The organism is Arthrobacter sp. Y3223065 (assembly GCF_059090885.1).
On the sequence record NZ_JBNHGC010000001.1, the window covers coordinates 735,383 to 759,837 of the forward strand.

Consider the following 24,455-nt stretch of genomic DNA (forward strand, 5'->3'; position numbering starts at 1 on the left):
GGCGGCTGTGGACGGCCCTGAGCTCGTTGAGTTCAACGAGCTCAAGGACGCCTGGGCGGCCGCTACGGGTCGCGCGCGCGACCTCCCGGTGCAGCTCGTCGCGAAGAACGTGGGCGCTCAGCACCAGTGCGGGGATCGTTGTCAAGACGTTCCTTGGGGACCGCGCGCGTGGCGAGCTTCGCGTGGACGCACGCGGCCAACTCCTCGGGGCGCAGGGGCTTGGTGACGTAGTCGTATGTCCCGAGCTTCAGGACGGCGCGGATGTCGCCGGGTGTGCGCCACTCAATGAGGAAAACGAGCGGTATAGTTCGCGTCCGGCGGTTCTCACGCAGGCGCTCGACGAGCGAGAATCCATCAATGTCCGGCAGCATCGCGTCGCTGACGGTGAGATCCGGGACCGCCTGGGCGACGAGCTCCAGCGGCTGCGCCGCGTCACGAGCATGCGACACCTCGATGCCTGTTTGCTGCAGCGTCGCCTTCGCCACAGCAAGAATCTGCTCGTCATCATCGACAACGAGCACACGGCCGCGAACGGGCGGGCGGCCGGCAGGTAGCACCGGGTCGACCTCTCCCATCAGTCTCGATTATCCCATCACCGCAGTCCGACGCAGCGCTAACAGCCCTGTCTGACGATGGAGGCTTCTGTTTCGGTGATGTGCACCAAAGTCGAGGTCACGTTGTTATCGTCGTTCTTCTCGATAAGGGAACCATTGGGATCAGCCTCTGCCTCAAGGCAGAAATTTCCGGGCAGTTCCAAATCCTTGAGCTCGATGTACTGACCCTCGAGGTACCAGTTGTAGGAGTCCACCCACCCTTCGGTCATCCCTTGAACCAGCTCGGTGAGCTCGTCTTCCTCGTCTTCTCCGCAGTAGTAGTCCTCGTCGCTGTATCTGGATCGGTTATCGCGCAGGCCGCCGTCATCAACCAGGCACCAACCTTCCTTGCGAGAGCCCCGCCACTCCTCACTGCCCTCCGGTCGCATCCGATAACGCTGGAACTCCTGCAGGTGGAAGTGATCGTGCCTGTCTACGGTCTCGTACCGCATGATGGCGTCGGTTTCCACCGACCTCCAATCACCATTTGCCTGCAGGATGTCTTGAGAAACCTGCAGATCAGGCTCCTCCGTACTGGACCGGGTACCGGTCACCTGCATCGGTCCGTCGCCGTCGTTCAAGACATCGGCGGTGAAGCGAAGTACTTTCTCCCCTCGGTCATAGCCGATGTGGATCGACTGCAACGGCAGCATCACCAAGTCAGGAAGGAGGTCACCCGCAGCATCTGAAGACGCCGACGATGCTCCCACGTCCGTCGGCGGGGAAGTTCCTGCAGGGCTCAAGGCCGCATCGCCCTGCGGAACACACGAAGAAACCGCGATCGAAACGACCGCAGCACCGCAAAAACGCCAGTAATAAGTAGACATAGCTACTGCTCACCGCCAACGGCGGACTTGATACGCGGGTAAACATCCGGGAACTGCAGAGTCACGTCTTCCTCCTGATTATGGTGGTGGAGTTCGGCCTTGATGTAGTCCCTGAGTGCATCCGCGGCCGCAGCGTCGATGTGTATAGCATCGCGGAGGTCAACAGTAACGGCGAGCCCGTTCACCAAGGCGCGTGTACGCCGGACGATCGGGAGTAAAGCGCGGAAACTCTGAACGGTCAAGCAGCCTTTGACGGCAACCAAGGCTGAGCGGTTATCAATGTCCAGGCGAACAAGCATACGAAGCTTGTGATTCATCGGGGAACCTCCACCACGCGCGAAGATTATAGGCCCTCTGCTCAAGCTTGGTGTGATCTTAGCAACACGGGGCGGGCCGATCAATGGACCGGCGTTCGTCCGCTCAGCGGACGCAAGTGCCTTGAGACCGGATGCCCTACGCTGTCGAGGATCCGGTGAAGGAAAATGAAGACGATCGGCCAGAAAAGAAACTGGATCCATCAGCTTACGCAGCTGGATCCGGTCCGGCCTTCTGCCGAGCCTGCACAGCCTGCTGGTACAGGGCGGCAAGCCTTACCCACAACTGAGGCGGTATGCCACTGGCATAGGTCTCGAGGAACTCCCACGGGGTCAAGCCCAGCTGGGCACGTTCCAACTTCAGATCGCAGTGCCTGTACCGGGAATCCGACTGGCGGATGCAGTACAAGAGCTCCCGCGGCCGGATACCACCCGGCTCGATCACCGGCAGCAGTCCAAGCAGCTGAGCCGGATACCACTGCCGCCACGCGGCGAGAATCGTACCGGCCTAGTCCCGCCACCAGCGGTCAGCTGCACCCACCTCGTCGTAGAGGTCTCGGCTATCGGCGTCGATGGGCGTCGGCAGGCTCAGTCAGACCCGGATGCTTGCTGCTCCGCGGGGCAACCCCAAGGCGGACGGAAGGCACTTCACACGGGGGCCAAGGTACACGTCTTTTGAAACGTACGCCGTCGAGCACGCTGTTCGCATGAACCCAAGCATCCAAAGCGGTGAGACGCAGCGCTCCGTCCGGGGCTATCCTCTCTGGCATGGAACCACCGTGGGATCCTGGGCTGCCGGGAGTGCTGCGGCTGCCGTCCGGGCGACTGCTGCGCGGTCGCGCGCTGCGTGGTCCGCTGCCGCCGGGTCTCGCGCCGGATTTCGCCCTGTACTTGAAGCACCGGCCGCCGGCGTCCACCGTGTGGGAGCAACGGTGGGTGCGATGGCGTGATCTCCGGCTGCCGGAAGACCTGTCCGATGCCGAGGCAGCATTTCGCGAAGCGTGGCGACGCGCCGGGGACGAACGGGTGGAGGTTGCCTGCTACGGAGGCCGGGGGCGAACCGGCACGGCCTTGGCCTGCATCGCGATCCTGGACGGCATTCCGCCTGCCGAGGCCGTCCGCTATATCCGGGAGCACTACCGCCCCGGCGCCGTTGAAACCCCGTGGCAACGACGCTTCGTACGCCGGTTCCCCGGACGCTCGTAGCAGGCTGCGCGGGCTGCGCCTCTTATGCCACGACGCTGCGGTAGACGCCCAAGGTCTTCTCGGCGATGGAGTCCCAGGAGAAGTGTTCCTCGGCGCGCCGGCGGCCCGCCTCGCCCTGGTGGCGGGCGGCGGCAGGGTCATCCAGCGTCTTGGTGAGCGCGGCGGCGAAATCGCGGACGAACTGTTCCTCATCCAGCGGGGTTCCCGTCCCGTCGGTCGCTTGGGCCAGGGGCACCAGAGTGCCCGTGACGCCGTCGTCGACGACCTCCGGGATGCCACCGGTGGCGCTGGCCACAACCGGGGCGCCGCAGGCCATGGCCTCAAGGTTCACGATGCCCAGCGGTTCGTAGATCGACGGGCACGCGAAGACGGTTGCATGGCTGAGCACCTGGATCAGTTCGGCCCGCGGGAGCATCCGCTCGATCACCACGACGCCGTCGCGGGTCCCGCGCAGCCCGGCCACCAGGGCATTCACCGCGGCCGCCAGTTCCGGTGTGTCGGCGGCCCCGGCACACAGCACCAGCTGTACTTCCGGCGGCAGCAACGCCGCAGCGCGCAGCAGGTACGGCACACCCTTCTGCCGGGTTATCCGCCCCACGAAGACCACGCTGGGCCGGTCCGGGTCGATCCCCAAGGCGCGCACCGCGTCGTCGCCCAGATCCGGTTTCCATTCCTGCACGTCCACGCCGTTGTGGACCACGTGCACCCGGTCCGGATCCACGTCGGGGTAGCTGCGCAGAATGTCCCTGCGCATCCCGGCGGACACAGCAACGACGGCGGCGGCCGCCTCGTAGGCGGTGCGCTCTGCCCAGGACGAGAGCCTGTAGCCTCCGCCCAGCTGCTCGGCCTTCCACGGCCGCAACGGCTCCAGCGAATGCGCACTCAGCACGTGCGGAACATCGTGCAGCAGCGCCCCCAAATGCCCGGCCATGTTGGCGTACCAGGTATGGGAATGGATGAGGTCCGCTCCGGCGAAGCCACCGAGCATCTCAAGGTCGACGCCCAGGGTCTGCACCGCGGCATTGGCTTCCCGCAATCCGGCCGGAACCCCGTAGCTGCGCACCGTAGCGCCATGGAAATCCGACGGCCGCCCGGCACCGAAGGCATGCACGTGCAGGTCCACCCTGCCGGCCAGCACCCGGCTGAGCTCGGCCACGTGGACGCCGGCCCCGCCATAGATCTCCGGCGGGAATTCTTTTGTCACAATGTCTACACGCACGACACCTAACGTAGTGCACGCCCGACCCTTCCTCTACTGTGTGTGGACAAGGGGCCGTCATATGTCGGTCCGGCAATGGACCGCGGATGCGATTGGATGGACGATGCCACAGAAGAAGGTCCTGGCCGTTGTACTCGCCGGCGGCGAGGGAAAGCGCCTGATGCCGCTCACCGCCGACCGGGCCAAGCCGGCCGTGCCATTTGCCGGCAGCTACCGGCTGATCGATTTCGCGTTGTCGAATCTGGTCAACTCCGGGTACCGGGAGATCGTGGTGCTGACGCAGTACAAATCGCACAGCCTGGACCGGCACATTTCCGAAACCTGGCGCATGGCCTCGCAGTTGGGCAACTATGTGGCTTCGGTACCGGCGCAGCAACGGCGCGGCAAGAGCTGGTTCCTGGGCAGCGCCAATGCCATCTACCAGTCCCTGAACCTGATCCACGACGCTCGGCCGGACATCGTGGTGGTGGTCGGCGCGGACCACGTCTACCGGATGGACTTCTCCCAGATGGTGGAGGAGCACATAGCGTCCGGCGCGGTAGCCAGTGTGGCCGCGGTGCGCCAGCCGCTCGCGCTGGCCAATCAGTTCGGCGTGATCGAGTCCGAACCCGATGCCCCCACCAAGATCCGCGCCTTCGTGGAGAAGCCGGCGACGACTCCCGGCCTGGCGGATGACCCGCACAGTTTCCTGGCGTCCATGGGAAACTACGTCTTCAACACGGACGCACTGCTGCAGGCGCTGGAAGCCGACGCCGAGCGGCTGGACACCAACCACGACATGGGCGGCGACATCATCCCCTACTTCGTGGAACGCGGCGAAGCGGCCGTCTACGATTTCACCGCGAACGACATTCCCGGCTCCACCGGGGCGGACCAGCAGTATTGGCGCGACGTGGGCACACTGGATTCCTACTACGAAGCCCACATGGACCTGATCAGCCCGCTGCCGGCCTTCAACCTCTACAACCTGCGGTGGCCGATCTACACGCGCCAGTCGGTCTCTCCCCCGGCCAAGCTGGTGCGCGGAGTCAGCGGCACCGCCGGCACGGCGCACGATTCCCTCCTGTCCCAGGGCGTGGTGGTTTCAGGGGCAGAAGTCACCGAGTCCGTGCTCTCCTCCGACGTCTTCGTCGCCGAAGGCGCCCGGATCCACGGAAGCGTGCTGTTGGACAAGGTGACGGTGGGTGAGGGAGCCGTGGTCCGGAGGGCGATCGTGGACAAGAATGTCCGCATTCCGGCCGGGGCCACCATCGGCGTCGACCCGGAACTGGACCGCGCGCGGGGCTTCACGGTGACCGAGTCCGGGCTGACCGTCCTGAGCAAGGACCAGAACGTCCTCCTCGACCCCACTGCGAGCGCCCAGGACAAGGCCGCCTCTTTGTAGCATGCGCCCACAACGCTGTCGCGTTGTGACGCTCTCCTGAGGCCACGGTACCGACTGGGCCCGATCGGCGAAGCGCAGGCGGTACGGTAGCGAAGTGCCTCACCCTCAGTCACCGGAGCCCGGCCCTACGCGCAACGGACAGCCCCGGGAGCAGCACGGTCCCGGAACACGCGCCACACCCTGGCTGCGCCGAGTCGGGCCGGGGCTGCTCCTTGCGGCGGCCGCGGTAGTTGCCGCTCACGGCCTGCACTGGCTGGCGCCGGCTGTCCCGGTGATGAGCTTCGCCGTCGTCCTGGGCATCCTCGCGGCGAACCTGCCGCCCACTGCCGCGTGGTCGGGTGGGCCGGCGCATCCCGGGTTGGCCTTCTGCGGGCGGACGTTGATGCGGGCCGGGATTGTGCTGCTGGGTGCGCGGCTGGCGCTCTCGGACCTGGCCGAGCTGGGCTGGTTCGCGCTGGTGCTGGTGGTGCTGGTGCTGCTGCTGGCGTTCGGCGGAACCTACCTGCTGGCGCGCTGGCACCGTTTGCCCGGCGACCAGCCCGTGCTGCTGGCCGCCGGGTTCTCGATATGCGGGGCCTCGGCCATCGGTGCGGTTGCCGCGGCCCGGGGCAGCCGGGGCCAGGACACGCTGATGCCCGTCGCCCTGGTGACGCTGTGCGGCACCCTGGCCATCGGCGTACTGCCGGCCGTCATGGCGGTCACCGGCATGACCCCGGAAGTGTTCGGCTTTTGGGCCGGGGCCTCCGTGCACGACGTCGGACAGGTGGTCGCCACCGCCCAGAGCGCCGGCACAGCGGCCCTGACCATCGCCGTCGTCGTCAAACTCGCCCGCGTGGTGATGCTGGCACCCGTCACGGCCGCCGCGGCCTTGCACAGCCGGCGGAGGGCGAAGGCGGGAGCCGTCCACGCGGACGGGACCGGCACGCTAGGCAAGCAGCCGCCGGTAGTGCCGCTCTTCGTCCTCGGTTTCCTCACCCTCCTCTTGCTGCGCAGCACGGGATGGTTGCCGCAGCCGGTTCTGGATGGCATGGCGTTCGTGCAGGAACTCCTGCTGGCCGCAGCACTGTTCGGGCTGGGCTCGGCCGTCCGCCTGCGGGAACTGCTCCGCTCCTCGCTGCCGGCCATCTCCACGGCCCTGCTCTCCTGGCTGCTGATCGCCGGACTGGGGATCGGTGCGGCCTGGCTGGCGATGGGCGGACGCTGAAGGTGCCGCGACGGGACCCGCGCATGGTTAAATGGGCCGGGTGACGAACCAGAACCTCGGACGCGACGAAGCGGCCGCACGGTCAAGCATCCTGCAGGTGGACAGCTATGAGGTCTCGCTGGACCTGCGCAACGCCGAGGATCCCGACGCGCCGGGTTTCGTCTCCAGTACCGTCATCACGTTCAGCTGCAGCGAACCGGGCGCAACAGTGTTTGCCGACTTCATCCACGGCGGCGTCCACTCCGTCACGCTCAACGGCCGGCACCTGGACCTGGACGACGTGGTGGACGGTTCCCGGATCACGCTGCCCGGCCTCGAAGTCGAGAACCAGGCCACGATCACGGGCACCGCGCTGTACAGCAACAGCGGCGAAGGGCTCCACCGGTTCGTCGATCCGGTGGACGCCAGAACGTACCTCTACACCCAGTACGAACCCGCCGACGCGCGCCGTGTGTTCGCCAACTTCGAGCAGCCGGACCTGAAGGCCAGCTTCAGCTTCCATGTTGCCGCCCCCGAACACTGGCTGGTGGCCTCGAACGCCGCGGTGGCCGTGACCGAGCCGATGGGCTCCACGCCCGGCTACTCCGTCCGCCGCTTCGAGCCGACGCCGCGCATCTCCACCTACATCACCACCGTCCTGGCGGGGCCCTACCACGCGGCCACGGACACCTGGGAGGGCACCCTGCCCGACGGCGGACGACTGCGTGTGCCGCTCGGCGCCTACTGCCGGGCCTCGCTGGCCGACTCCTTCGATCCGGAGCACATCTTCGCCGTCACCAAGGCCGGCCTTGATTTCTTCCACGAACTCTTCGACTACCCCTACCCGTTCGGCAAGTACGAGCAGGCGTTCGTGCCCGAATACAACCTGGGCGCCATGGAGAACCCCGGTCTGGTCACCTTCACCGAGGCCTACGTGTTCTCCTCCCGGGCCACCGACGCGCAGTACCAGGCCCGCGCCAACACCATCCTGCACGAAATGGCGCACATGTGGTTCGGCGACCTGGTCACCATGAAGTGGTGGGACGACCTCTGGCTGAAGGAATCGTTCGCTGACTACATGGGGTCCCTGGCTTCCGCCGAGGCCACGCAATGGACCAACGCCTGGATCACCTTCGCCAACCGGCGCAAGGGCTGGGCTTATGTGCAGGACCAGCTGCCCACCACCCACCCCATCGTCGCCGACATCCCGGATCTGGAAGCCGCCAAGCAGAACTTCGACGGCATCACCTATGCCAAGGGCGCCTCGGTGCTCAAACAGCTGGTGGCCTATGCCGGTTTCGACTCCTTCGTCGGCGCCTCGCGCCGGTATTTCCGCGAACACGCCTACGGCAATACGTCGCTGGCCGATTTCCTCACCGCCCTCAGCGCGGCTTCCGGCCGGGACATGGAGCAGTGGGCGCGGCAGTGGCTGCAAACCGCAGGCATGTCCACCCTGGGCGTGGACCTCGAGTACGACGGCGGTGCGATCGCCTCCGCGGCCATCGTCCAGGAGGCGGTGGATCCGGTGACGCACGAGCCGTCCTTCCGGCCGCACCGGTTGCGGCTGGGCTTGTACAACGCGGACGCCTCCGGCCGATTGGTCCGTACGGACCAGCTGGAGCTGGATGTGGCAGGCCCGCGGACCGAGCTTCCGGCACTGGCGGGCCGGGACGTTCCCGCCCTGCTGCTGCTCAACGATGAGGACTTGAGCTACGCCAAGGTCGTCTTCGACGCCCGCTCCCTGGAAACGGTGCTTTCCGCCCTGGACAAGGTCACCGATCCGCTGGCCCGCGCCCTGTGCTGGTCGACCCTCTGGGACATGGCCCGCGACGCGCGCCTCCCCGCCGCCGACTATGTGGAGGCTGCGCAGCGCTTCGCCCCGGCAGAAACCGAGAACAGCGTGCTGCAGGTGGTCCTGGACTGCGCCAAGACCGCGATGGACCGCTACGCGCCGTCGACCATCCGGGCGGGCCTCCGGACAGGCTTTTTGGCTGCCGCCCGCCGCCAGGTGGAAGCAGCGGAGCCGGGCAGCGACCGGCAGCTGACCTGGGCACGGTCGCTGGCGGCGGTCGCACGCGCCGATGACGGCCAGGCGCCGTTCCTGCGCGGCCTGCTGGACAAGACCACTGTGCTGGAGGGGCTGAAGCTGGACACCGATCTGCGCTGGCGCTTCTGGCAGGCGCTGGCGGCCACCGGCCACGCTTCGGCGGCGGAACTGGATGCGGCTCTGGAAGCCGACCGCAATGCCGCTGCGCGCGCCGGCCACCTGGCAGCCATGACGGCACGGCCCGATCCGGAGGTGAAGGCCCAGGCCTGGCACACCGCGGTGCATACCGATTCGCTGTCCAACGAGCTGCTCGACGCCACCATCGATGGTTTCTGCCAGGGCCCACGTGAACTTCACGCCGGGTACGCGGAACCGTACTTCGAGGAACTCAATCGAATCTGGTCGGTGAAGAGCATCGAGATAGCGGGCAGGCTTGTCCGGGGGCTCTACCCCATCGCACAGGACCTGCGCTCCGGACAGGCGCCGGCGGCACACCCCGTCGTCGTACGCACCGATGCCTGGCTGGCCAACCACGCCGAGGCGCCGGCGGCGCTGCGCCGCATCGTGATTGAACAGCGCGACCATCTGCTGCGGGCACTCCGCGCGCAGCAGGCCGGCGCCAGCGGCTGAGTGTTCGTCGCCCGAGCGGGCGACGGCGGACGAGCGGCTGACCAGCGGCGGACGAGCGGCTGAAGGCGCTTCGGCGGACGTTGGCGGGCCGATAGCCGCTGTACGGTTCCCTGCGCCGCCGCCTTGGAATAGGCTGTCGTCTTCCAAGGACCCGGACCTCCCCGGACGTTCGGGCTTCAGGAGCAGGAGGATTCGTGCCCAGGCTGCGAGTGCACAATTTTTCCGTCTCGCTCGACGGCTATGCCGCCGGCCCGCGCCAGGGCGTGGAGGACCCGTTGGGAGTGGGCGGTGAACAGCTGCACGAGTGGGTGTTCCGCACCGCGGCCGGCAAGCGCATGAGCGGCGAAGGCGGCGGCTCCACCGGGCTGGACAACGACTTCGTCGAGGCCGGGCAGGAGGGCATCGGGGCCACCATCATGGGCCGGAACATGTTCGGACCGGTGCGCGGTGAGTGGCCCTCCGTGGAGTGGCGGGGCTGGTGGGGCGAAGACCCGCCGTTTCATCATCCGGTCTTCGTGCTGACGAACTACCCGCGGCCTCCCATCAGCATGGCCGGCGGGACCGTCTTCCACTTTGTCGACGACGGGATCGAGTCCGCCCTGCGGCAGGCCTTCAATGCAGCCGCCGGGCAGGACGTCCGGCTCGGCGGCGGCGCATCCGCCGTCCGGCAATACCTGCGAGCGCGGCTCGTGGACGAACTGCACCTGGCCATAGTGCCCGTCTTGCTGGGCTCCGGCGAGCGCGTGTTCGACAACCTGGACGCCGCAGCTCTCGGCTATGAATGCGTCGAATTCGCTGCCTCGCCCGATGCGGCACACGCCCGTCTGGTCAGAAGCACGGACCGGTAGCCGGCCTGCGGCTCCCGCCGCTCACCCTACGGCACGCGGTACAACCATTCCTCCGTGCCGAACTTGGTATCCACGAGTTCCCGGGCCATGGCCAGCTCTTCGTCGGAGAAACCGCTGTCCTCGGCGGCATAGCGGTCCTTGAAGGTCCCGATCATCACTTCGATGATTTCCTCGCGGGTCAGGCCGGTCTGCCGGCGCAGCGGATCCACCCGCTTCTTGGCGCTGGAAATGCCCTTGTCGGAAATCTTTTCCTTGCCGATCCGAAGGACGTCGGTCATCTTGTCCGCGTCGATGTCGTAGGACATGGTCACGTGGTGCAGCATCCCGCCATTGGCCAACCGCTTCTGCGCCGCGCCGCCGATCTTGCCCTCCGGCGTCGCGATGTCGTTGAGCGGCTGGTAAAACGCCTTGATGCCAACCTTCTCCAGCGACGCCATGACCCAGGCGTCGAGGTACGCGTAGGACGCCTCGAAGCTCTGTCCGTCCACCAGCGTCTGCGGCAGGTACAGCGAGTAGGTGATCGCATTTCCCCGTTCCATGAACATGGCGCCGCCGCCGCTGATCCGGCGCACCACGGTGATGCCGTGGCGTTCCACCCCGTCCGGGTCCACTTCATTGCGGACCGACTGGAAGCTGCCGATCACCACCGACGGCGCCTCCCACTCCCAGAACCTCAGCGTCGGCGGCCGCTTCCCGGCCCCCACCTGGCGGGTCAGGACCTCGTCCATCGCGACATGCAGGTGCGTCGGCAGCGGGGTGGGCGGAATAACCTGCCATTGATGGTCAAGCCAACCGGTGGCCTTGTTGAGCGCGCGGCGCACAGCCACGGCAACCGCATCGGCCGAGAAGCCAAACATTTGCGCGTCCGGCCGCAACGCAGCATTAATCGCGCTGGCATAGTGACCGTGGGTGCTTTCGATGCTCATCCCGTCAAGCGCGGCATTGATGTCGGCCAGTGCTTCATCCGGTTCCAGAAAGAAATCGCCGCTGACCGACGGCCGCATGATCTGTCCGTCCGCCACATCGAAGTCCACGACAACGAGCTTGCCGCCCTGGACCTTGTATTCTCCGTGGCGGTGGTCGGTCATGTGCGCTCCTTTTGCTTTCCGGCGGGGGACGGGTACAGGCCGCCACGCGGCTGCGGCCGAAGATTTTCCCAGTCTAATCAAGGCCCGCGGGCAGCCCGTCCAGCACGGGACTCAGGTTACTCCCAGCTCTTGCCGGGGATGTGCCCAGAACACGTGCGTAGTGTCATAGACACCTCATCACGGTGCGAGTGAAAGAGGGGCCGGACGTGCCCGGTCCAGCGCCGGCAGGTATGGAGTAACTCCCCCAACCTCTCCATACCTGCCGGCGCTTTTTCACGCCTTCTTCTCGTCTCCCGTGTCGGCGAGTTTCAGCCCGATCACGCAAGCGATAATCCCGGCAACGAACAACAGTTTGAGCACGCTCGCAGGTTCTCCGCCAAACACCATGGCGTACCCGACGGTCAACGCCGCCCCCGCGCCGGTCCACACCGCATACGCTGTGCCAATGGGGATGCCGCGCATGGCATAGCCGAGGCCCAACATGCTCAGGGTCAGTGCCACGAAGAACACCACTGCGGGCACCGTGCGGCTCAGTCCGTCCGACATCCCCAGCGCTGTTGCCCACACAGCTTCCAGGACGGCGCTGATCAACAAGATAGTCCAATGCATGCCAGCCCCCTTAGCCGATCGCCTTGAGGCCGACAACGCAGCCGATGATGCCCACCAGCAGGAGGACGCGTATCAACGTCGCTTTCTCGGCGCCGGTGACCATGGCAACGGCCGCGGTCAGCACCGCGCCGATGCCGACCCAGACCGCATAGGCGGTCCCTACCGGTATGGCAGTCATGGCGTAGGCCAGGCCGGCCATGCTCAAGGCCATGGATACTACGAAAATGATGGTGGGCCAGAGCCGGCGGAAATTCTTCGATGCGCCCAGGGCCGTGGCCCAGACGGCTTCCAAGACACCGGACAGAACAAGTATCAGCCATTCCATGTGTGATTCCTTTGGCCAGTCTTGTCGCACACCGGGTACTGAACCGTCGTCCGGAGACCCAAGGAACAGGTCTTGGACTAGAAAATAGCAAAGTACGACGCCGGTGCGCAGCTTTGGTGGCCAACCTCACCAGCCCCCTGGCCAGGCCTTAGTCGTTGATGGCCCACCCGATTGTTTGGAGCTTTCCTGCGCACCAATCCCCTACAGGCATCGAACCTGGGGAGCCGTGTTGCTACCGTCGTGCGCAAGAGGGTGCAACGGCGCGAGAACGTGGGGGTCGCGGTCGAAGCCCTGGCTGCCGCGAAGGGCTTTCGAATAACCCAGTCACCCTGAAGGACGAGGAGGCAACCGGTGAACGAAGAGATCTACCAGGGCAACCCCGAACCGCCGATCGCCGGCGACGAGACCGCCACCCTGCTGGGCTTTCTGGAGCGGCAGCGCGCTACCTTCGCCTGGAAGACCGCTGGGCTGGACGCGGCCGGCCTGCAACAGAAGCTCACCCCCTCATCGATGACGCTGGGCGGCATGCTCAAGCACCTGGCCCGCTTCGAGGACGACATGTCCACCGAGTGGCTGAATGGCCGCGCCCAACTCCCACCATGGAACGCCGTCGATTGGGACACCGACCACGACTGGGACTGGCGCTCCGCCCACCAGGACTCCCCCGAGCAGCTTTATGGACAGTGGCGCGACGCCGTAGCCCGCTCCCGCGCGTTGTTCGCCGAGGCCCTGAGGGACGGCGGTCCGGGACGGCGGGGCACAGTCGTCTCCAACCCCGACGTTGAGCTACCGAATCTGCGCTACATCCTGCTCAACATGATCGAGGAGTATGCCCGCCATAACGGCCATGCCGACCTCATCCGTGAATCGGTCGATGGGCTCGTCGGCCAAGACCCGCCGGGCTAAGAACGGCTGCCGTGCCCAGCGGGAGATCCTGCGCGGCATGGGGCTACCCGGCGCGCCGTTTCGCCAGGTGCCACGCAGCTCGAAGGGCCGATATCAAGGCAACCACGAAGCCGAGGGCGCCTAGCCCGAGGAAAGTGAGAACGAAACCGATCCTGACAGGGGAAGGAGGCAGTCCCTGGTCGGCCTCGCTGATTCCCCCGAAACCGATCCAGGTAAACAAGGCCAACACCAGGGCAAGGAACATCATAGAGATGCCGGCTGCGAAGCCGGCCGCAACGGGGATTTCTTTCATGAACTGCTGGCCCCTTTCACTGCGCTTACGTTCCATGCCGTGGAGTGCTTGGGACATTGAACAGGCGGCCACTCCTCGGACTATCGAATGATATGCCCTGTCGGGATACCCTGATCAGAAAAGTCTGGGCGCTATAAGGCCGAAACTGGAAGAGGGTAGTGCGTAGAACATTCAAGATCGCGTTTGCCACAGTGTTCGGCATGATCCTAGTCATTGCCGGGTTGTTCTTCTTTGGACGTCCCGAATGGGGAGGATATGCGATCCAGGGTTTGATGCTAATCGCCGTCGGGGTATTTCTAGCCAGGCTTGCATGGGGCGGTAAAAAGAGCATCTCTAAACCGATGTCGGAACCTGGAGAGGACCTCAACGGTCTATACCTAGGCGCCACCTACACAGGCCCGAGACTCGTCGCCCCTCCTCAGGGAAAGCATGCAGAGTTGGTCATCGATGATGATGAGCGCCTGAAGTTCCTCGAGACCCTCAAGGAGGCAGACGCACGCCCACACCGCGACGCCTCTGAGGAACGGCACCGCCCTTAATTTCCTACCTTCGATCCTCCAAGCGAAATCATTCCCGTGACTCGCCCTGCCCGGTTCTCGGATTGATTGCATTTCGGCCTCCAAGAACGCGGCCATCTCGTCTGCCTGGGCGATAAGCTCCAGATTTTCGACGTGGAAAACGAAGCCACTGCCGCACAAATGCAGGCCTTTTGTATGGCAGGATAATTCCCAGGCAATCGCACTGAATCCGTGCGTCACTTTTGCCGGACATATTGGGGGAAAACTTGCGCAAAAATCCGGGCCGAATGCTGGCCGCCATCGCTACCGCCGGAGCCCTGCTGCTTGGTGGATTCACGGCAGCAGCCCCGGCTGAGGCCCTCGGCCCGAAGGCCACGGGACCGAGCGCCTCCTCGGTGCTGAACACCCTGCCCGTCAAGGGCAAGGCCGCCAAGACCGGCTATTCCCGCGACAAGTTCGGCCCCTCGTGGAAGGACATTGATCGCAACGGCTGTGATACCCGGAACGATATCCTCAAGCGCGACCTCACCAAGGACAGGTTCAAGCCCGGCACGAATAACTGCGTCATCGCTTCCGGGACCCTGAAGGATCCTTACACCGGCAAGACCATCAGCTACGTCCGCGGCGGCAACAAGGTCGACATCGACCACGTCGTGGCACTGGGCCAGGCTTGGGTGTCCGGTGCCCAGAAGCTCTCCACCGCCCAGCGCACCGCCCTGGCCAACGACCCGCTGAACCTGCTGGCCGTGGATGCCTCCGCGAATCGGGCCAAGGGTGACCGCGAGGCCAGCGCGTGGCTGCCCAGGAACAAGTCCTTCCGTTGTCCCCTCGTTGCCACCCAAATCGCGGTCAAGAAGAAGTACGCCCTGTCGGTCACGCCCGCCGAGAAGGCCGCCATGAAGAAGGTTCTCACCTCCTGCCCCGGCCAGAAGACCGTGAAGGTCACCGCCCTCAAGCCCGCCGGAAAGGCAACGCCGACGAAGGCCGCCAAGCCCTCCACTGCGTTGAAGGTCTCCCCCGGTACTTTCTGCGCCTCGTCCCTGAAGGGCAAGCGGGGCATCGGCAAGACCAATGGCAAGACCTACACCTGCAAGGCGTCCTCCACGGAGAGCCGCCTCCGCTGGCGGGCCTGAATGGGGGCTCAGGAGGAAAGGAAGCGCACCACTCGTGCGGGTGAACCCACAACGATGGAATTACCGGGCACGTGCTTCGTCACTACGGAGGCAGCAGGTGCGACGATGATCGAATGCAGACCAGGGCTGACTTGCTCCTTGAGGGGCCGCGCGGGCGACGCCTGTGTTTCGAGCTGGCGAAGGAGGTCAGTCCGGACGTGAGAACGGCCGCCTCCGGGCTGGCATACGAACTGGACCCTGGAAAGGGCTCATCAACAGTCCTGCTGACCGCCCGTCAAGGTGATGCTTCCGCCCCTGCAACACCGGAAGAGTTGGCGGCAGCGATTCCTTCCCTCGATCCGGGTGCCCTGAACGATGTACTCATGGAATCGGCGCTGCAACAAACCGTTGCGTCGGCCAGGTACTGGCAAGGACCGGAGGGTGAAGACGTGCTCGCCGGGCATCCCGCCGTCATTGCCGCCCTCTACCCCGTGGCCGAACAGGTCATGGATTCGGCGACGGGGCGGCAATGGGGTCAGCCTCGCCGGACCGGGCAGTGGGCAATTGACTGGCGATCAGCGGAGGACCCGTCGCCGCTGCTTAAAGACCCGCATCGAACTTTGGCTGCGTGGGGACGTCGAGAGCGAGCCGAAGAGGCTCGGGCTGCGAAAGAGCGGCCCGATGACCCCGGGGCACCCTGGTCCGGCACGTGGTGGTCGATCCCGCATGGGTTGCTCCAGACCGTCGGGCAGATTCCGGCAGGCCTGGACCTGGTCGAAGACAGTCTTGGCTGGGAAGTTGCCACCACGATCCCGGTCCGTGGAGTGGGCCGGACCTATGAGATCCACACGGGGGATGACTGGATCCGCCTGTGCCGCGCCTTCCCCCTGGACGTCACCGCCTCCCGCCGGCACGACTGGTACCGCACCACCGGATGGGCCGGCCGATGGGTTATTCCTGACTGGGAACGAGTCGCCCACGAATGGGATGCCGTCCACCTAAGTGTTTTCGCATATCTCAACGGCGCTACGCGCCCGCTTCAGATTGATTCAGGCACGGCAAGCGTCATCGCCGGGTGGAACCCCGACACCACGATCTGGCTCGCCGACGTCGCACGCGAATGGGAAGGGCCTCGGCAAATCTGGCATCGCACGCCGCAAGACGGCTGCTGGTCTCCGGTATCACCGCCGACCGCGCCATGAACCAGCTGGCCCCGGCATGGAATGAGCTACGCCCCTGATGATCCTGCAGGTCGCAATCGACTTTTCAGAAGCTCGATTTCTTCTTGGCTGAGCCCTGCTTCGCGAAGATAAGAGCGGGGATCGAATCCTGCCAGCCATGTGATGAGTTCCGTCCGTCGCTCCACAATACGGTCCTCTAACTCTTCGATGGAGTGCACCCTGACCTTGCTGTGCGTCGGGTTGCGGCGTGCGTGCTTGTCCACGCCGCGAACCGCACGCTCGTAGTCGCTGGCAATCACTTCAGCCGGCACTCCGGCAAGTGCGAGGAGAACGGCGGCGATCATTCCGGTCCGATCGCGACCGCCTGCACAGTGAAACAGCACCGCTCCTTCAGCGTGGGCTATCGTCCGGAAGATTTGCGCAAACTTCTCGGGATAGAAGGCAAGGTTGTCCCGGTAGGACGCAGTGTGATCCAGCAGAGGTCCGCAGACCCGCATGAAGTCCTCGTCGTCGGGGTCCTCGGTCGGCAAGTTAACGATCAACAGGTCTTCGAGCACCTTTTCGTCGATAACGGGATGATGCCGCTCCCTTTTGATTTCGCCGGGGTTTCGTAGGTCAACAACGGTGGTGAGGCCGGAGTCCAGCGCATCCTCCCACCCCTGGAGAGACATGTACTCGCGCGCCCCGGACCGGTATAACTTCCCCTGACGAGTTTGACCACCTGCACGCAGCGGCATGCCGCCGCAACCTACCCGTCCGTGGCGCAGAAAAGCTGCAGTTCAGCGTCTCCGTCGCGGATGTAGTGCAGACCCGTGAACCCGTGTCCCCCGGCGAAGCGGGACTGCAGGGAGGCGCCGTCCTCCAGCTGGTACAGCATGTTCGCCAGCGCGTTGCCGGCCTCGTCGGTGATGGCCAGCGAGACGGCGCGTCCGTCCGGGGCCTCCCCTATGTAGCTTCCGGACAGCCGGAACGAGCCGGCAATCAACTCCTGCCGGTCCGCCGTCGGGCCGTCGACCCTGGGCAGGACCAACTCGCCGGCCTCCTCTCCGGCGCTGCTGCCAAAGTCCGGACGGTACTGCGTGGTGCAGGTGATCTCGGCCGGCAGCTGCTGGAGCCCTCCCGCGCACCCCGTGAGCAAAAGGGCGGAAACGGCCAGCATGACCGGACCCCCGACCACCCGCGGGCGGCGATGGTCCCGGTGCCGCCCTGTGCGGACCGCTTCATGGTGTGGAGTTGGCGCCATGCCAGCAGCCTAACGTCGCGGCCGGGGCGGGGACGTCAGGACCCGCTGCACCACGCGCCAAGCCCGGGCCCTAAGCCGATCCGATACGCCGGAGCATTAAACGGCGAAGCCCGCACCGAACGGTGCGGGCTTCGCTGAAGGCTTGCGGGCGAAGGGTTACTTCTTGCCGCCGAAGCCCTTGAAGCGTGCGTTGAAGCGCTCCACGCGGCCGGCGCTGTCCATGATGCGCTGCTTGCCGGTGTAGAACGGGTGGGACTCCGAGGAGATTTCAACCTCGATCAGCGGGTAGCTGTTGCCGTCTTCCCACTCCACCGTCCGCTTGGACGTCGCGGTGGACTTGGTCAGGAAGGAAACGCCGGAGGCCAGGTCGCGGAACACAACCGGGGCGTATGCCGGATGGATATCAGACTTCATAGTTGTACCTTTTCTACGCGCCCCTGGATTTTGCCAGCGGCTAGAAGGATGGAAAGATGGCAGCCCCATTAGGGCCAGCACACAACTCTACCGCATTCGGCGGGCTCACGTCGAAGTGACACGGCACGCCCAGAACGCCACCGCGCTGGCGGCCGCAACATTCAGGGAGTCCACTCCGGCGCGCATCGGGATCATCACGGTCAGGTCCACCTGGTCGAGCGTTTGCTGTTTCACGCCGGCACCCTCGGTGCCCAGCACCAGTGCCAGCCTGTCGTAGCTGCGCCGTTCCAACTCATCCAAGGTGATGGCGTCCTCGGTCAGCTCCAACGCCGCCGTGGTGAACCCGGCGTCGCGAAGCACGGCAACACCCTCCGGCCACTCCGGCAGCCGGGCCCACGGAATTTGGAAGACCATGCCCATGGAGACCCGGATGCTGCGCCGGTACAACGGGTCGGCGCATTGCGGACTGAGCAGCACCGCGTCCATGCCCATGGCGGCAGCTGACCGGAAGATCGCGCCCACGTTGGTGTGGTCGACGATGTCCTCCAGCACGGCCACCCGGCGGGCGCCGGCCAGCACGTCCTCGACGGGCAGCGGCGCGGGCCGGTGCATGGCGGCCATCGCCCCGCGGTGCAGGTGGAATCCGGTGATCGCCTCCAGCACCTCGGGCGTCCCGACGAACACGGGAACATCGGGGAACCGGCCGATCACGTCGCGCAGGTCGTCCAGCCACTTGTCGGTCAGGAAGAACGACCGCGGGGTGTGGCCGGCGGCGATGGCCCGGCGCAGCACCTTGGAGCTTTCCGCGATGTACATCCCCTCGGCGGGCTCGCGGCGCCGGCGCAGCGCGGTGTCCGTCAGCTGCGCGTAGTCTGCCACCCGCGGGTCGGCGGCGGACTCCAGGCGCACCAGGTTCATGCGAAGAGGTTCCTGACCAGCACGAACAGCGCCACCAGGCCAAGGGTGACAATGATGCCGCGCAGCACCACCGGCTTCAACCGCCGTCCCACGGCGGACCCGATCAGCGCGCCGACCAGCGAGCTGACGGCGATGACCAGCACCACAGGCCAATCGATCCGGTCGAACGCGAAGAGCATGTAGGAGATGGCGGCGATGATGTTCACGCCCAGCACCAGCACGTTCTTTACGGCGTTGGCCTGCTGCAGGGTGCCGTGCAGGAAGACCCCGAGGATTCCCACCAGCAGCACGCCCTGCGCGGCCACGAAATAACCGCCGTAGACACCGGCAAAATAGACCAGCCCCAGCAGCAGCCACGGCCGCGGCCGGGTCCGGGCCTGCGCGGCCTGGCGGTCGCGCACCCAGGCCTGGAGCTTCGGCTGGAACACCACGAACAGCAGCGCCACCACGATCAGGAACGGGGCCGCCACGCCGAAGACTTCCTCCGGCAGGTGCAGCAGCAGCCAGGCGCCGGTGATCCCGCCCAGCAGCGAGGCCGGAAGCAGGATGGACAGGGTGCGGCGTAGCCCGGCCAGTTCCCTCCGGTAGCCGTAGACGCCGCCCACATTGCCGGCGATCAGGCCCATCGCGTTCGAAATGGTCGCGGTCACCGGCGCATAGCCCAGTGCCACGAGAATGGGGAACGTGACCAGCGTTCCGGACCCGACAATGCTGTTGATGGTGCCGGCCCACAGCCCGCCCAACCCGATCAGGGCAGCGTTCAGCACATCCATGAGGCAGCCGCCGCCTAGGCGCGCTTGGCTACGGCGGTGTAGCGGCCGCCGTCGTGCTTGACGCTCAGCGGCATGTCAAAGGCGCTGCTCAGGTTCTCTTCGGTCAGCACCTCGGCGATGGGCCCCTGGGCCACCACCCCGCCTTCGCGCAGCAGCATGGCGTGCGTGAAGCCCGGCGGCACTTCCTCCAAATGGTGGGTGACCAGCACCAGCGCCGGCGCGTCCTCGTCTTGGGCCAGTTCGCTCAGCCGCTGCACCAAATCCTCGCGCCCGGCCAGGTCCAGGCCGGCACCCGGCTCATCCAGCAGCAGCAGTTCAGGGTCGGACATCAGGGCCCGGGCGATCTGCACGCGCTTGCGTTCGCCCTCGCTCAGCGTGGCGAAGGTGCGGTTCATGAAGGTGGACATGCCCCAGGCATCCAGCAGCCGGAAGGCGCGGCGCTCGTCCATCTTGTCGTACTGTTCGCGCCAGCGGCCGGTCACCCCGTAGGCGGCGGTGACCACCACATTGAGCACCTGCTCGTGCTCAGGGATCTGGCCCGCCAGCGCAGAGGAGGCCAGGCCGATCCGCGGCCGCAGCTCGAACACGTCGACCTTGCCCATGGTCTCGTCCAGGATCCCGGCGATCCCGCGGGTGGGGTGCAGGCGTGCGCCGGCGATCTGCAGCAGCGTGGTCTTGCCCGCCCCGTTGGGGCCGAGCACTACCCAGCGCTCCCCCTCCTTGACTTGCCAGTCAATGCCGTCGAGCAGGGTTTTCCGCCCGCGGACAACAGTGACCCCGGCAAATTCAAGTACATCGCTCATATCAGTAGACAGTAGGCTAAAACGCGTAGCATTCGCCAAACGCGACGCCGGGGCCTGCCATGATGGATCCGGCCCTCCCTCCAGCTTTGCGCAGAACGGAATCACCATGCCCTCGCTCCTCCGTGTCGTCTCCTACGGCCGGGAACTCCCCGATGCCTATCTCGCTGCCGTGCAGGCCGCAGTCACCGGAGCCGGCGGGAGCATCATCGAGCTGGAGAACGCGGCCAACGACCGTTTCCAGGTCACCGTCCTGACGGTGGAGTACGACGGCGGTGCCTCCGACGGCGTCGCAGCCTTAAGGGCGGCGCTGGCCCCCGTCCTCACAGATGACCTGGGCACGGCCGTGATGGATGCGTCGCTGGCCGGGCCGCAGCGCAAGCTGCTGCTGATGGACGTGGACTCCACGCTCATCCAGCAGGAGGTCATCGAACTGCTCGCCGAGCATGCCGGCAAGCGGGACGAGGTTGCCGCCGTGACCGAAGCGGCAATGCGCGGCGAACTGGACTTTGCCGAGAGCCTGCACGCCCGGGTGGCAACCCTGAAGGACCTTCCGCTCGACGTGATCGACCGCGTCCGTGCCGCGGTGCGGCTGACGGACGGGGCCCGGGAACTGGTGGAGGCCTTCCTGGCCGCCGGCCACGCGGTAGCCGTGGTCTCCGGCGGCTTCAGCCAAATCCTGGACCCGCTGGCCGCCGAGCTCAAGCTGACCTACCACCGCGCCAACCTGCTGGGCATCGACGCGGAGACGCTGACCGGCAAGGTGGACGGCGACGTGGTGGACCGCGCGGTGAAAGAGGCAGCGTTGCGCGAATGGGCCGCGGCGGAGGCGATCGACCTGGCGCAGACCATTGCCATCGGTGACGGCGCCAACGACCTGGACATGCTCGCCGCCGCCGGCCTGGGCGTTGCGTTCAACGCCAAGCCTGCCGTCCGGGCCGCCGCCGACGCCGCCATCAACATTCCCTACCTGGATGTGGCCCGCTACTTCGCCGGCGTCTGACGCTTTCGCGGCGGCCGGACCCGCAATCTTAGGCGTGTTGATTTTCGCCGGACGAGGCCCCTACCGCCGGGCCATGTGCCGGAGTAGGGTCGGTTGAACCTCCCCCGGACAGCGTCCCGGCTGCCGGCCTACGGGCAGGATTCCCGGAACCTGCCGTGAAGGAGAATCAGCGATGAGCACGCACTCCACAACGACCACAAGCCTGGATCCGGACGTGGCCGAGACGTGCCGCCGCCTGGCGGCGCAGCTGCGGGTCGACTCCATTCGGACCACCACCCGGGTCGGCTCCGGCCACGCCACCTCGTCGCTCTCGGCGGCCGACCTCATGGCGGTGCTCCTGGCGAACCACCTGCGCTATGACTGGCAGCGGCCGGAGCTGGCGGCGAACGACCATCTGGTTTTCTCCAAGGGGCACGCCTCGCCGCTGCTCTATGCCATGTTCCGGGCCGCCGGAGTGATTGACGAAACGGAACTGCTCGACGCGTACCGGCAGTTCGGCGGCCGGCTGCAAGGACATCCCACGCCTGCCCTGCCCTGGGTGGACGTGGCAACCGGATCGCTCGGCCAGGGGCTGCCCGTCGCCGTCGGCATCGCCATGGCCGGCAAGTACTTGGACCGGCTCCCCTACCGGACGTGGGTCCTCTGCGGGGACAGCGAGATGACCGAAGGATCCATGTGGGAGGCGCTGGACAAGGCCGCCTATTACCGGCTGGGAAATCTGACGGCGATCGTGGATGTGAACCGGCTGGGCCAGAACGGACCGACCGCACTGGGCTGGGACCTGGACCGGTACGCCGCACGGATCCGGGCCTTCGGCGCGCAACCGCTGCCGATCGACGGCCACGACCTGGCAGCCATCAACGAAGCCTTCTCCACGGCGCGTGCCACCACCGATCGGCCCAGCGTCATCCTGGCCCGCACGGTCAAGGGCAAAGGCGTTCCCGCGGTGGAGGACAGAGACGGCTGGCACGGCAAGGCACTGCCGGAGGACGTCGCCGGACCCGCCATCGACGCACTGGGCGGCCCCACGCACCTCCGGATCGCCACCCTTGCACCGGAACCCGGCGATCCTGCCATCACGCCAGACCCCACGGCCGCCGTCGAGCTTCCCGCCTACACGGTGGGCGATTCCGTCGCCACCCGGACCGCCTTCGGCGACGCGGTGGCTGCCCTCGCCGCCCGGCCCGAGGTGGTGGTCCTCGATGGAGAGGTGGGCAACTCCACCAAGGCCGGGGAATTCAGCAAGGCCGCACCGGAACGCTTCTTCGAAATGTTCATCTCCGAACAGCAGATGGTGGCTGCCGCGGCGGGGCTCTCGGTGCGCGGGTATGTGCCGTTCGCCGCCAGTTTTGCAGCGTTCCTCGTCTCCCGCGGTTACGACTTCATTCGGATGGCGGGGGTATCCGAGGTGGACATCCGCCTGGTCGGAACCCATGCCGGTGTCGAAATCGGCCAGGACGGGCCTTCGCAGATGGCGCTGGAGGACCTGGCCGCCATGCGGGCGATCCACACCTCGACCGTCCTCTACCCCGCCGACGCGCCCTCGGCCGCCCGGTTGGTCCGCACCATGGCTGACACTTCCGGCATCTGCTACCTCCGGGCAACCCGGGGCGACTACCCCGTGCTGTACGAAGAAGGCGAAGAGTTCCCCATCGGCGGGGCGAAGGTGCACCGGGCCACTGACGACGACGCCGTCGCCCTCGTCGGCGCGGGCGTCACCCTGCACGAGTGCCTGGCCGCGTCCGCCCAACTCGCCGGCGAAGGCATCGCCGCGCGGGTGATTGACCTCTATTCGATCAAGCCCATCAACCAGGAGACGCTGCTGACAGCGTGCCAAGCCACCGGAGGCCGGATCGTCACGGTGGAGGACCACTATCCCGAAGGCGGGCTCGGGTCAGCCGTCGCCGGTTCCCTGACGCAGGCGCGGGTACCGGACCTTAAACTGGTCCGGCTGGCCGTGAAAGGTTTGCCGACGTCCGGCGCGCCACACGACCTGCTGGACGCCGCGGGCATTTCCGCGCGACATATTGTTGAGGCGGCGCGCCGACTGGTTCGGGAGTAGTCCGGGCGCTGCGCCGGGCCGGGCGTGGGCCGGGCGCCGGCCGGCAAACCGGCGCGGCGGCCTCTTAGTCCTGCGCCTGCAGGAAGGACTCGGCGCCGCCGACGTATTCCGTGTGGCCGGAGGGGACGTCGGCGGTGACCATCTTGGCCACTTCCGCCCCGAACTCTTCCACCGAGTAAAGCCTGCCGGCCTCTGCGCGGCGGGCCTCGATCGCCCCGGGGCGGGCACGGTCCAGCAGCGTCGCGGTCACGGTGCCTTCGATCATGTCGCCGGATACGACCACCAGCGAGATGCCCTTGGCGTCCAGCTCCGGCAGCAGTTCGCGCAGCGCGTCTTCGCCGGCGCGCTTGCTCAGGGCCACCGGCTCGTACTCCGGCATGGTCGGTACGGTACGGATGAAGTGGGCCTGGTGGCTGGTGACAAACACCACCCGGGACCCTGCCGGCATCACCTCGGCCGCCGCCTTGAGCATGTTCACCTGCGCGTCGCGGTTCAGGCGCAGGGCATAGTCCTCGCCCATGCTGGACTCCATGCCGCCGGACGCGTTGAGCACCAGCACATCGACGCCGCCGAAGTTCTGCCGGGCGGCTTCGACCAGTGCCTGCGAGCCCTCTGCCGCGGTCAGATCGGCGGCAACGGCGACGGCGCGGCCGCCGGCTTCTTCGATCTGCGCCACTACCTTGTTCGCGCGGGGTGCCTTCTGGCGGTAGTTGACCACCACCGACGCTCCCTCGGCAGCCAGGAGCTTGGCCACCTCGGCGCCGATGCCGCGCGATGATCCCGTTACGATTGCTGCTTTGCCGTCCAGTGCGCCCATGGCTGCTCCTCGAGGTTCTGAGTGGTGGTCCGGTCGGCCCGTTGTAGGAAACGCTCAACCGGAAAAGGCTTCGGGTTCCATCTTGCCAGTCCCCGAAGCCTTATCCGTTGTAGAGAGCCCACAAAACGCAGGCCCGAACACCT

26 protein-coding genes and 1 riboswitch are annotated in these 24,455 nt (G+C 66.3%); of the genes, 11 read left to right on the top strand and 15 right to left on the bottom strand.

Translation table 11 applies throughout. From position 1 onward, the window contains the following. Positions 1-62: 62 nt before the first annotated feature. From AC5RUK_RS03345 to AC5RUK_RS03355, 3 genes are read right to left on the bottom strand one after another with little or no spacing between them, the layout of a single operon-like run. Positions 63-575, bottom strand: coding sequence for a response regulator (locus tag AC5RUK_RS03345; RefSeq protein WP_494108848.1), 513 nt, complete (start codon positions 573-575; stop codon positions 63-65). Between the two features lie 38 nt (positions 576-613). Then, entirely contained in the window at positions 614-1,420 is an 807-nt protein-coding gene (locus AC5RUK_RS03350) for a lysyl oxidase family protein (protein WP_494108847.1), read from the bottom strand. A 2-nt stretch (positions 1,421-1,422) separates the two neighbouring features. Beyond that, the gene (locus AC5RUK_RS03355; protein WP_494108846.1) at positions 1,423-1,737 is read right to left on the bottom strand and encodes a hypothetical protein; all 315 of its coding nucleotides are present in this window, start codon (positions 1,735-1,737) and stop codon (positions 1,423-1,425) included. A gap of 765 nt (positions 1,738-2,502) precedes the next feature. On the opposite strand from AC5RUK_RS03355, the gene AC5RUK_RS03360 reads away from it, so the two are divergent. Beyond that, complete coding sequence (locus tag AC5RUK_RS03360; RefSeq protein WP_494151369.1) at positions 2,503-2,940, top strand: protein-tyrosine phosphatase family protein; 438 nt, start codon at positions 2,503-2,505, stop codon at positions 2,938-2,940. 22 nt (positions 2,941-2,962) lie between these two features. Here AC5RUK_RS03360 and glgA read toward each other — a convergent pair whose 3' ends face one another. Then, positions 2,963-4,159 (bottom strand): glycogen synthase, encoded by a 1,197-nt coding sequence (gene glgA / locus AC5RUK_RS03365; RefSeq protein ID WP_494151370.1) that lies wholly within the window; start codon positions 4,157-4,159, stop codon positions 2,963-2,965. 103 nt (positions 4,160-4,262) lie between these two features. On the opposite strand from glgA, the gene glgC reads away from it, so the two are divergent. The 4 genes from glgC (at position 4,263) to AC5RUK_RS03385 (ending at position 10,251) form a co-directional block, all read left to right on the top strand. After that, complete coding sequence (glgC, locus tag AC5RUK_RS03370; RefSeq protein WP_494151371.1) at positions 4,263-5,543, top strand: glucose-1-phosphate adenylyltransferase; 1,281 nt, start codon at positions 4,263-4,265, stop codon at positions 5,541-5,543. A gap of 94 nt (positions 5,544-5,637) precedes the next feature. Further along, positions 5,638-6,747, top strand: a complete 1,110-nt coding sequence (locus AC5RUK_RS03375) for a YeiH family protein (RefSeq protein WP_494151372.1) — start codon at positions 5,638-5,640, stop codon at positions 6,745-6,747. A gap of 40 nt (positions 6,748-6,787) precedes the next feature. After that, complete coding sequence (pepN, locus tag AC5RUK_RS03380; protein ID WP_494151373.1) at positions 6,788-9,403, top strand: aminopeptidase N; 2,616 nt, start codon at positions 6,788-6,790, stop codon at positions 9,401-9,403. 194 nt (positions 9,404-9,597) lie between these two features. Further along, the gene (locus tag AC5RUK_RS03385) at positions 9,598-10,251 is read left to right on the top strand and encodes a dihydrofolate reductase family protein (protein WP_494151374.1); all 654 of its coding nucleotides are present in this window, start codon (positions 9,598-9,600) and stop codon (positions 10,249-10,251) included. 26 nt (positions 10,252-10,277) lie between these two features. Here the strand turns inward: AC5RUK_RS03385 and lplAB are convergent, their stop codons facing one another. The 3 genes from lplAB to AC5RUK_RS03400 all read right to left on the bottom strand — a co-directional run bounded on the left by lplAB (position 10,278) and on the right by AC5RUK_RS03400 (position 12,273). Further along, positions 10,278-11,339 carry a lipoate-protein ligase LplAB gene (gene lplAB / locus AC5RUK_RS03390; protein WP_493987259.1) on the bottom strand — a complete coding sequence of 354 codons (1,062 nt, stop codon included), beginning with the start codon at positions 11,337-11,339 and terminating at the stop codon, positions 10,278-10,280. 273 nt (positions 11,340-11,612) lie between these two features. Beyond that, positions 11,613-11,948, bottom strand: a complete 336-nt coding sequence (locus tag AC5RUK_RS03395; protein WP_494151375.1) for a DMT family transporter — start codon at positions 11,946-11,948, stop codon at positions 11,613-11,615. 10 nt (positions 11,949-11,958) lie between these two features. After that, the gene (locus tag AC5RUK_RS03400; protein ID WP_494151376.1) at positions 11,959-12,273 is read right to left on the bottom strand and encodes a DMT family transporter; all 315 of its coding nucleotides are present in this window, start codon (positions 12,271-12,273) and stop codon (positions 11,959-11,961) included. A gap of 10 nt (positions 12,274-12,283) precedes the next feature. Next, positions 12,284-12,349: riboswitch (guanidine-III (ykkC-III) riboswitch) on the bottom strand. A 275-nt stretch (positions 12,350-12,624) separates the two neighbouring features. On the opposite strand from AC5RUK_RS03400, the gene AC5RUK_RS03405 reads away from it, so the two are divergent. Continuing rightward, the gene (locus AC5RUK_RS03405) at positions 12,625-13,179 is read left to right on the top strand and encodes a mycothiol transferase (protein ID WP_494151377.1); all 555 of its coding nucleotides are present in this window, start codon (positions 12,625-12,627) and stop codon (positions 13,177-13,179) included. A gap of 43 nt (positions 13,180-13,222) precedes the next feature. Here AC5RUK_RS03405 and AC5RUK_RS03410 read toward each other — a convergent pair whose 3' ends face one another. After that, a complete protein-coding gene (locus AC5RUK_RS03410) occupies positions 13,223-13,528 on the bottom strand; it encodes a hypothetical protein (protein ID WP_494151378.1) in 306 nt (101 codons plus the stop codon). Positions 13,529-13,629: 101 nt separating this feature from the next. Here AC5RUK_RS03410 and AC5RUK_RS03415 point away from each other — a divergent pair, with 101 nt between their 5' ends. From AC5RUK_RS03415 to AC5RUK_RS03425, 3 genes are all read left to right on the top strand, one after another. Continuing rightward, a complete protein-coding gene (locus AC5RUK_RS03415) occupies positions 13,630-14,010 on the top strand; it encodes a hypothetical protein (protein WP_494151379.1) in 381 nt (126 codons plus the stop codon). A 266-nt stretch (positions 14,011-14,276) separates the two neighbouring features. Then, the gene (locus AC5RUK_RS03420) at positions 14,277-15,122 is read left to right on the top strand and encodes an HNH endonuclease family protein (RefSeq protein ID WP_494151380.1); all 846 of its coding nucleotides are present in this window, start codon (positions 14,277-14,279) and stop codon (positions 15,120-15,122) included. 362 nt (positions 15,123-15,484) lie between these two features. Then, positions 15,485-16,303 carry a hypothetical protein gene (locus AC5RUK_RS03425; RefSeq protein ID WP_494151381.1) on the top strand — a complete coding sequence of 273 codons (819 nt, stop codon included), beginning with the start codon at positions 15,485-15,487 and terminating at the stop codon, positions 16,301-16,303. Positions 16,304-16,329: 26 nt separating this feature from the next. On the opposite strand, the gene AC5RUK_RS03430 is transcribed toward AC5RUK_RS03425, so the two are convergent. The 6 genes from AC5RUK_RS03430 to AC5RUK_RS03455 all read right to left on the bottom strand — a co-directional run bounded on the left by AC5RUK_RS03430 (position 16,330) and on the right by AC5RUK_RS03455 (position 20,433). Beyond that, on the bottom strand, positions 16,330-17,019 hold the full coding sequence (locus AC5RUK_RS03430) for a tyrosine-protein phosphatase (protein ID WP_494151382.1): 690 nt from the start codon (positions 17,017-17,019) through the stop codon (positions 16,330-16,332). Positions 17,020-17,030: 11 nt separating this feature from the next. Next, positions 17,031-17,525 carry a hypothetical protein gene (locus AC5RUK_RS03435; protein WP_494151383.1) on the bottom strand — a complete coding sequence of 165 codons (495 nt, stop codon included), beginning with the start codon at positions 17,523-17,525 and terminating at the stop codon, positions 17,031-17,033. A gap of 156 nt (positions 17,526-17,681) precedes the next feature. After that, the gene (locus AC5RUK_RS03440; RefSeq protein ID WP_493978504.1) at positions 17,682-17,939 is read right to left on the bottom strand and encodes a type B 50S ribosomal protein L31; all 258 of its coding nucleotides are present in this window, start codon (positions 17,937-17,939) and stop codon (positions 17,682-17,684) included. Positions 17,940-18,044: 105 nt separating this feature from the next. Continuing rightward, positions 18,045-18,857: a TrmH family RNA methyltransferase gene (locus AC5RUK_RS03445; protein WP_494151384.1), complete on the bottom strand. Its 813-nt coding sequence runs from the start codon at positions 18,855-18,857 to the stop codon at positions 18,045-18,047. Beyond that, on the bottom strand, positions 18,854-19,630 hold the full coding sequence (locus AC5RUK_RS03450; RefSeq protein WP_494151385.1) for a sulfite exporter TauE/SafE family protein: 777 nt from the start codon (positions 19,628-19,630) through the stop codon (positions 18,854-18,856). Before AC5RUK_RS03450 ends, AC5RUK_RS03445 begins: the two co-directional genes overlap by 4 nt. A gap of 14 nt (positions 19,631-19,644) precedes the next feature. Continuing rightward, the gene (locus tag AC5RUK_RS03455) at positions 19,645-20,433 is read right to left on the bottom strand and encodes an ABC transporter ATP-binding protein (RefSeq protein WP_494151386.1); all 789 of its coding nucleotides are present in this window, start codon (positions 20,431-20,433) and stop codon (positions 19,645-19,647) included. Positions 20,434-20,539: 106 nt separating this feature from the next. On the opposite strand from AC5RUK_RS03455, the gene serB reads away from it, so the two are divergent. After that, the gene (serB, locus tag AC5RUK_RS03460) at positions 20,540-21,433 is read left to right on the top strand and encodes a phosphoserine phosphatase SerB (RefSeq protein ID WP_494151387.1); all 894 of its coding nucleotides are present in this window, start codon (positions 20,540-20,542) and stop codon (positions 21,431-21,433) included. Positions 21,434-21,605: 172 nt separating this feature from the next. Beyond that, the gene (locus tag AC5RUK_RS03465; RefSeq protein WP_494151388.1) at positions 21,606-23,495 is read left to right on the top strand and encodes a transketolase; all 1,890 of its coding nucleotides are present in this window, start codon (positions 21,606-21,608) and stop codon (positions 23,493-23,495) included. Positions 23,496-23,559: 64 nt separating this feature from the next. Here AC5RUK_RS03465 and AC5RUK_RS03470 read toward each other — a convergent pair whose 3' ends face one another. Continuing rightward, a complete protein-coding gene (locus tag AC5RUK_RS03470; RefSeq protein ID WP_494151389.1) occupies positions 23,560-24,312 on the bottom strand; it encodes an SDR family oxidoreductase in 753 nt (250 codons plus the stop codon). Positions 24,313-24,455: the final 143 nt, after the last annotated feature.

What these genes read in the sequence shown, in the direction of transcription:
- AC5RUK_RS03395 (WP_494151375.1), bottom strand. Translation starts at nt 11,948, where the DNA reads ATGCATTGGACTATCTTGTTGATCAGCGCCGTCCTGGAAGCTGTGTGG.
- AC5RUK_RS03455 (WP_494151386.1), bottom strand. Translation starts at nt 20,433, where the DNA reads ATGAGCGATGTACTTGAATTTGCCGGGGTCACTGTTGTCCGCGGGCGG.
- AC5RUK_RS03360 (WP_494151369.1), top strand. Translation starts at nt 2,503, where the DNA reads ATGGAACCACCGTGGGATCCTGGGCTGCCGGGAGTGCTGCGGCTGCCG.
- AC5RUK_RS03430 (WP_494151382.1), bottom strand. Translation starts at nt 17,019, where the DNA reads ATGCCGCTGCGTGCAGGTGGTCAAACTCGTCAGGGGAAGTTATACCGG.
- AC5RUK_RS03470 (WP_494151389.1), bottom strand. Translation starts at nt 24,312, where the DNA reads ATGGGCGCACTGGACGGCAAAGCAGCAATCGTAACGGGATCATCGCGC.
- AC5RUK_RS03355 (WP_494108846.1), bottom strand. Translation starts at nt 1,737, where the DNA reads ATGAATCACAAGCTTCGTATGCTTGTTCGCCTGGACATTGATAACCGC.
- glgC (WP_494151371.1), top strand. Translation starts at nt 4,263, where the DNA reads ATGCCACAGAAGAAGGTCCTGGCCGTTGTACTCGCCGGCGGCGAGGGA.
- AC5RUK_RS03440 (WP_493978504.1), bottom strand. Translation starts at nt 17,939, where the DNA reads ATGAAGTCTGATATCCATCCGGCATACGCCCCGGTTGTGTTCCGCGAC.
- lplAB (WP_493987259.1), bottom strand. Translation starts at nt 11,339, where the DNA reads ATGACCGACCACCGCCACGGAGAATACAAGGTCCAGGGCGGCAAGCTC.
- serB (WP_494151387.1), top strand. Translation starts at nt 20,540, where the DNA reads ATGCCCTCGCTCCTCCGTGTCGTCTCCTACGGCCGGGAACTCCCCGAT.
- AC5RUK_RS03410 (WP_494151378.1), bottom strand. Translation starts at nt 13,528, where the DNA reads ATGTCCCAAGCACTCCACGGCATGGAACGTAAGCGCAGTGAAAGGGGC.
- AC5RUK_RS03350 (WP_494108847.1), bottom strand. Translation starts at nt 1,420, where the DNA reads ATGTCTACTTATTACTGGCGTTTTTGCGGTGCTGCGGTCGTTTCGATC.
- AC5RUK_RS03435 (WP_494151383.1), bottom strand. Translation starts at nt 17,525, where the DNA reads ATGGCGCCAACTCCACACCATGAAGCGGTCCGCACAGGGCGGCACCGG.
- AC5RUK_RS03450 (WP_494151385.1), bottom strand. Translation starts at nt 19,630, where the DNA reads ATGGATGTGCTGAACGCTGCCCTGATCGGGTTGGGCGGGCTGTGGGCC.
- AC5RUK_RS03420 (WP_494151380.1), top strand. Translation starts at nt 14,277, where the DNA reads ATGCTGGCCGCCATCGCTACCGCCGGAGCCCTGCTGCTTGGTGGATTC.
- AC5RUK_RS03425 (WP_494151381.1), top strand. Translation starts at nt 15,485, where the DNA reads ATGGAATCGGCGCTGCAACAAACCGTTGCGTCGGCCAGGTACTGGCAA.
- AC5RUK_RS03445 (WP_494151384.1), bottom strand. Translation starts at nt 18,857, where the DNA reads ATGAACCTGGTGCGCCTGGAGTCCGCCGCCGACCCGCGGGTGGCAGAC.
- AC5RUK_RS03345 (WP_494108848.1), bottom strand. Translation starts at nt 575, where the DNA reads ATGGGAGAGGTCGACCCGGTGCTACCTGCCGGCCGCCCGCCCGTTCGC.
- AC5RUK_RS03400 (WP_494151376.1), bottom strand. Translation starts at nt 12,273, where the DNA reads ATGGAATGGCTGATACTTGTTCTGTCCGGTGTCTTGGAAGCCGTCTGG.
- AC5RUK_RS03465 (WP_494151388.1), top strand. Translation starts at nt 21,606, where the DNA reads ATGAGCACGCACTCCACAACGACCACAAGCCTGGATCCGGACGTGGCC.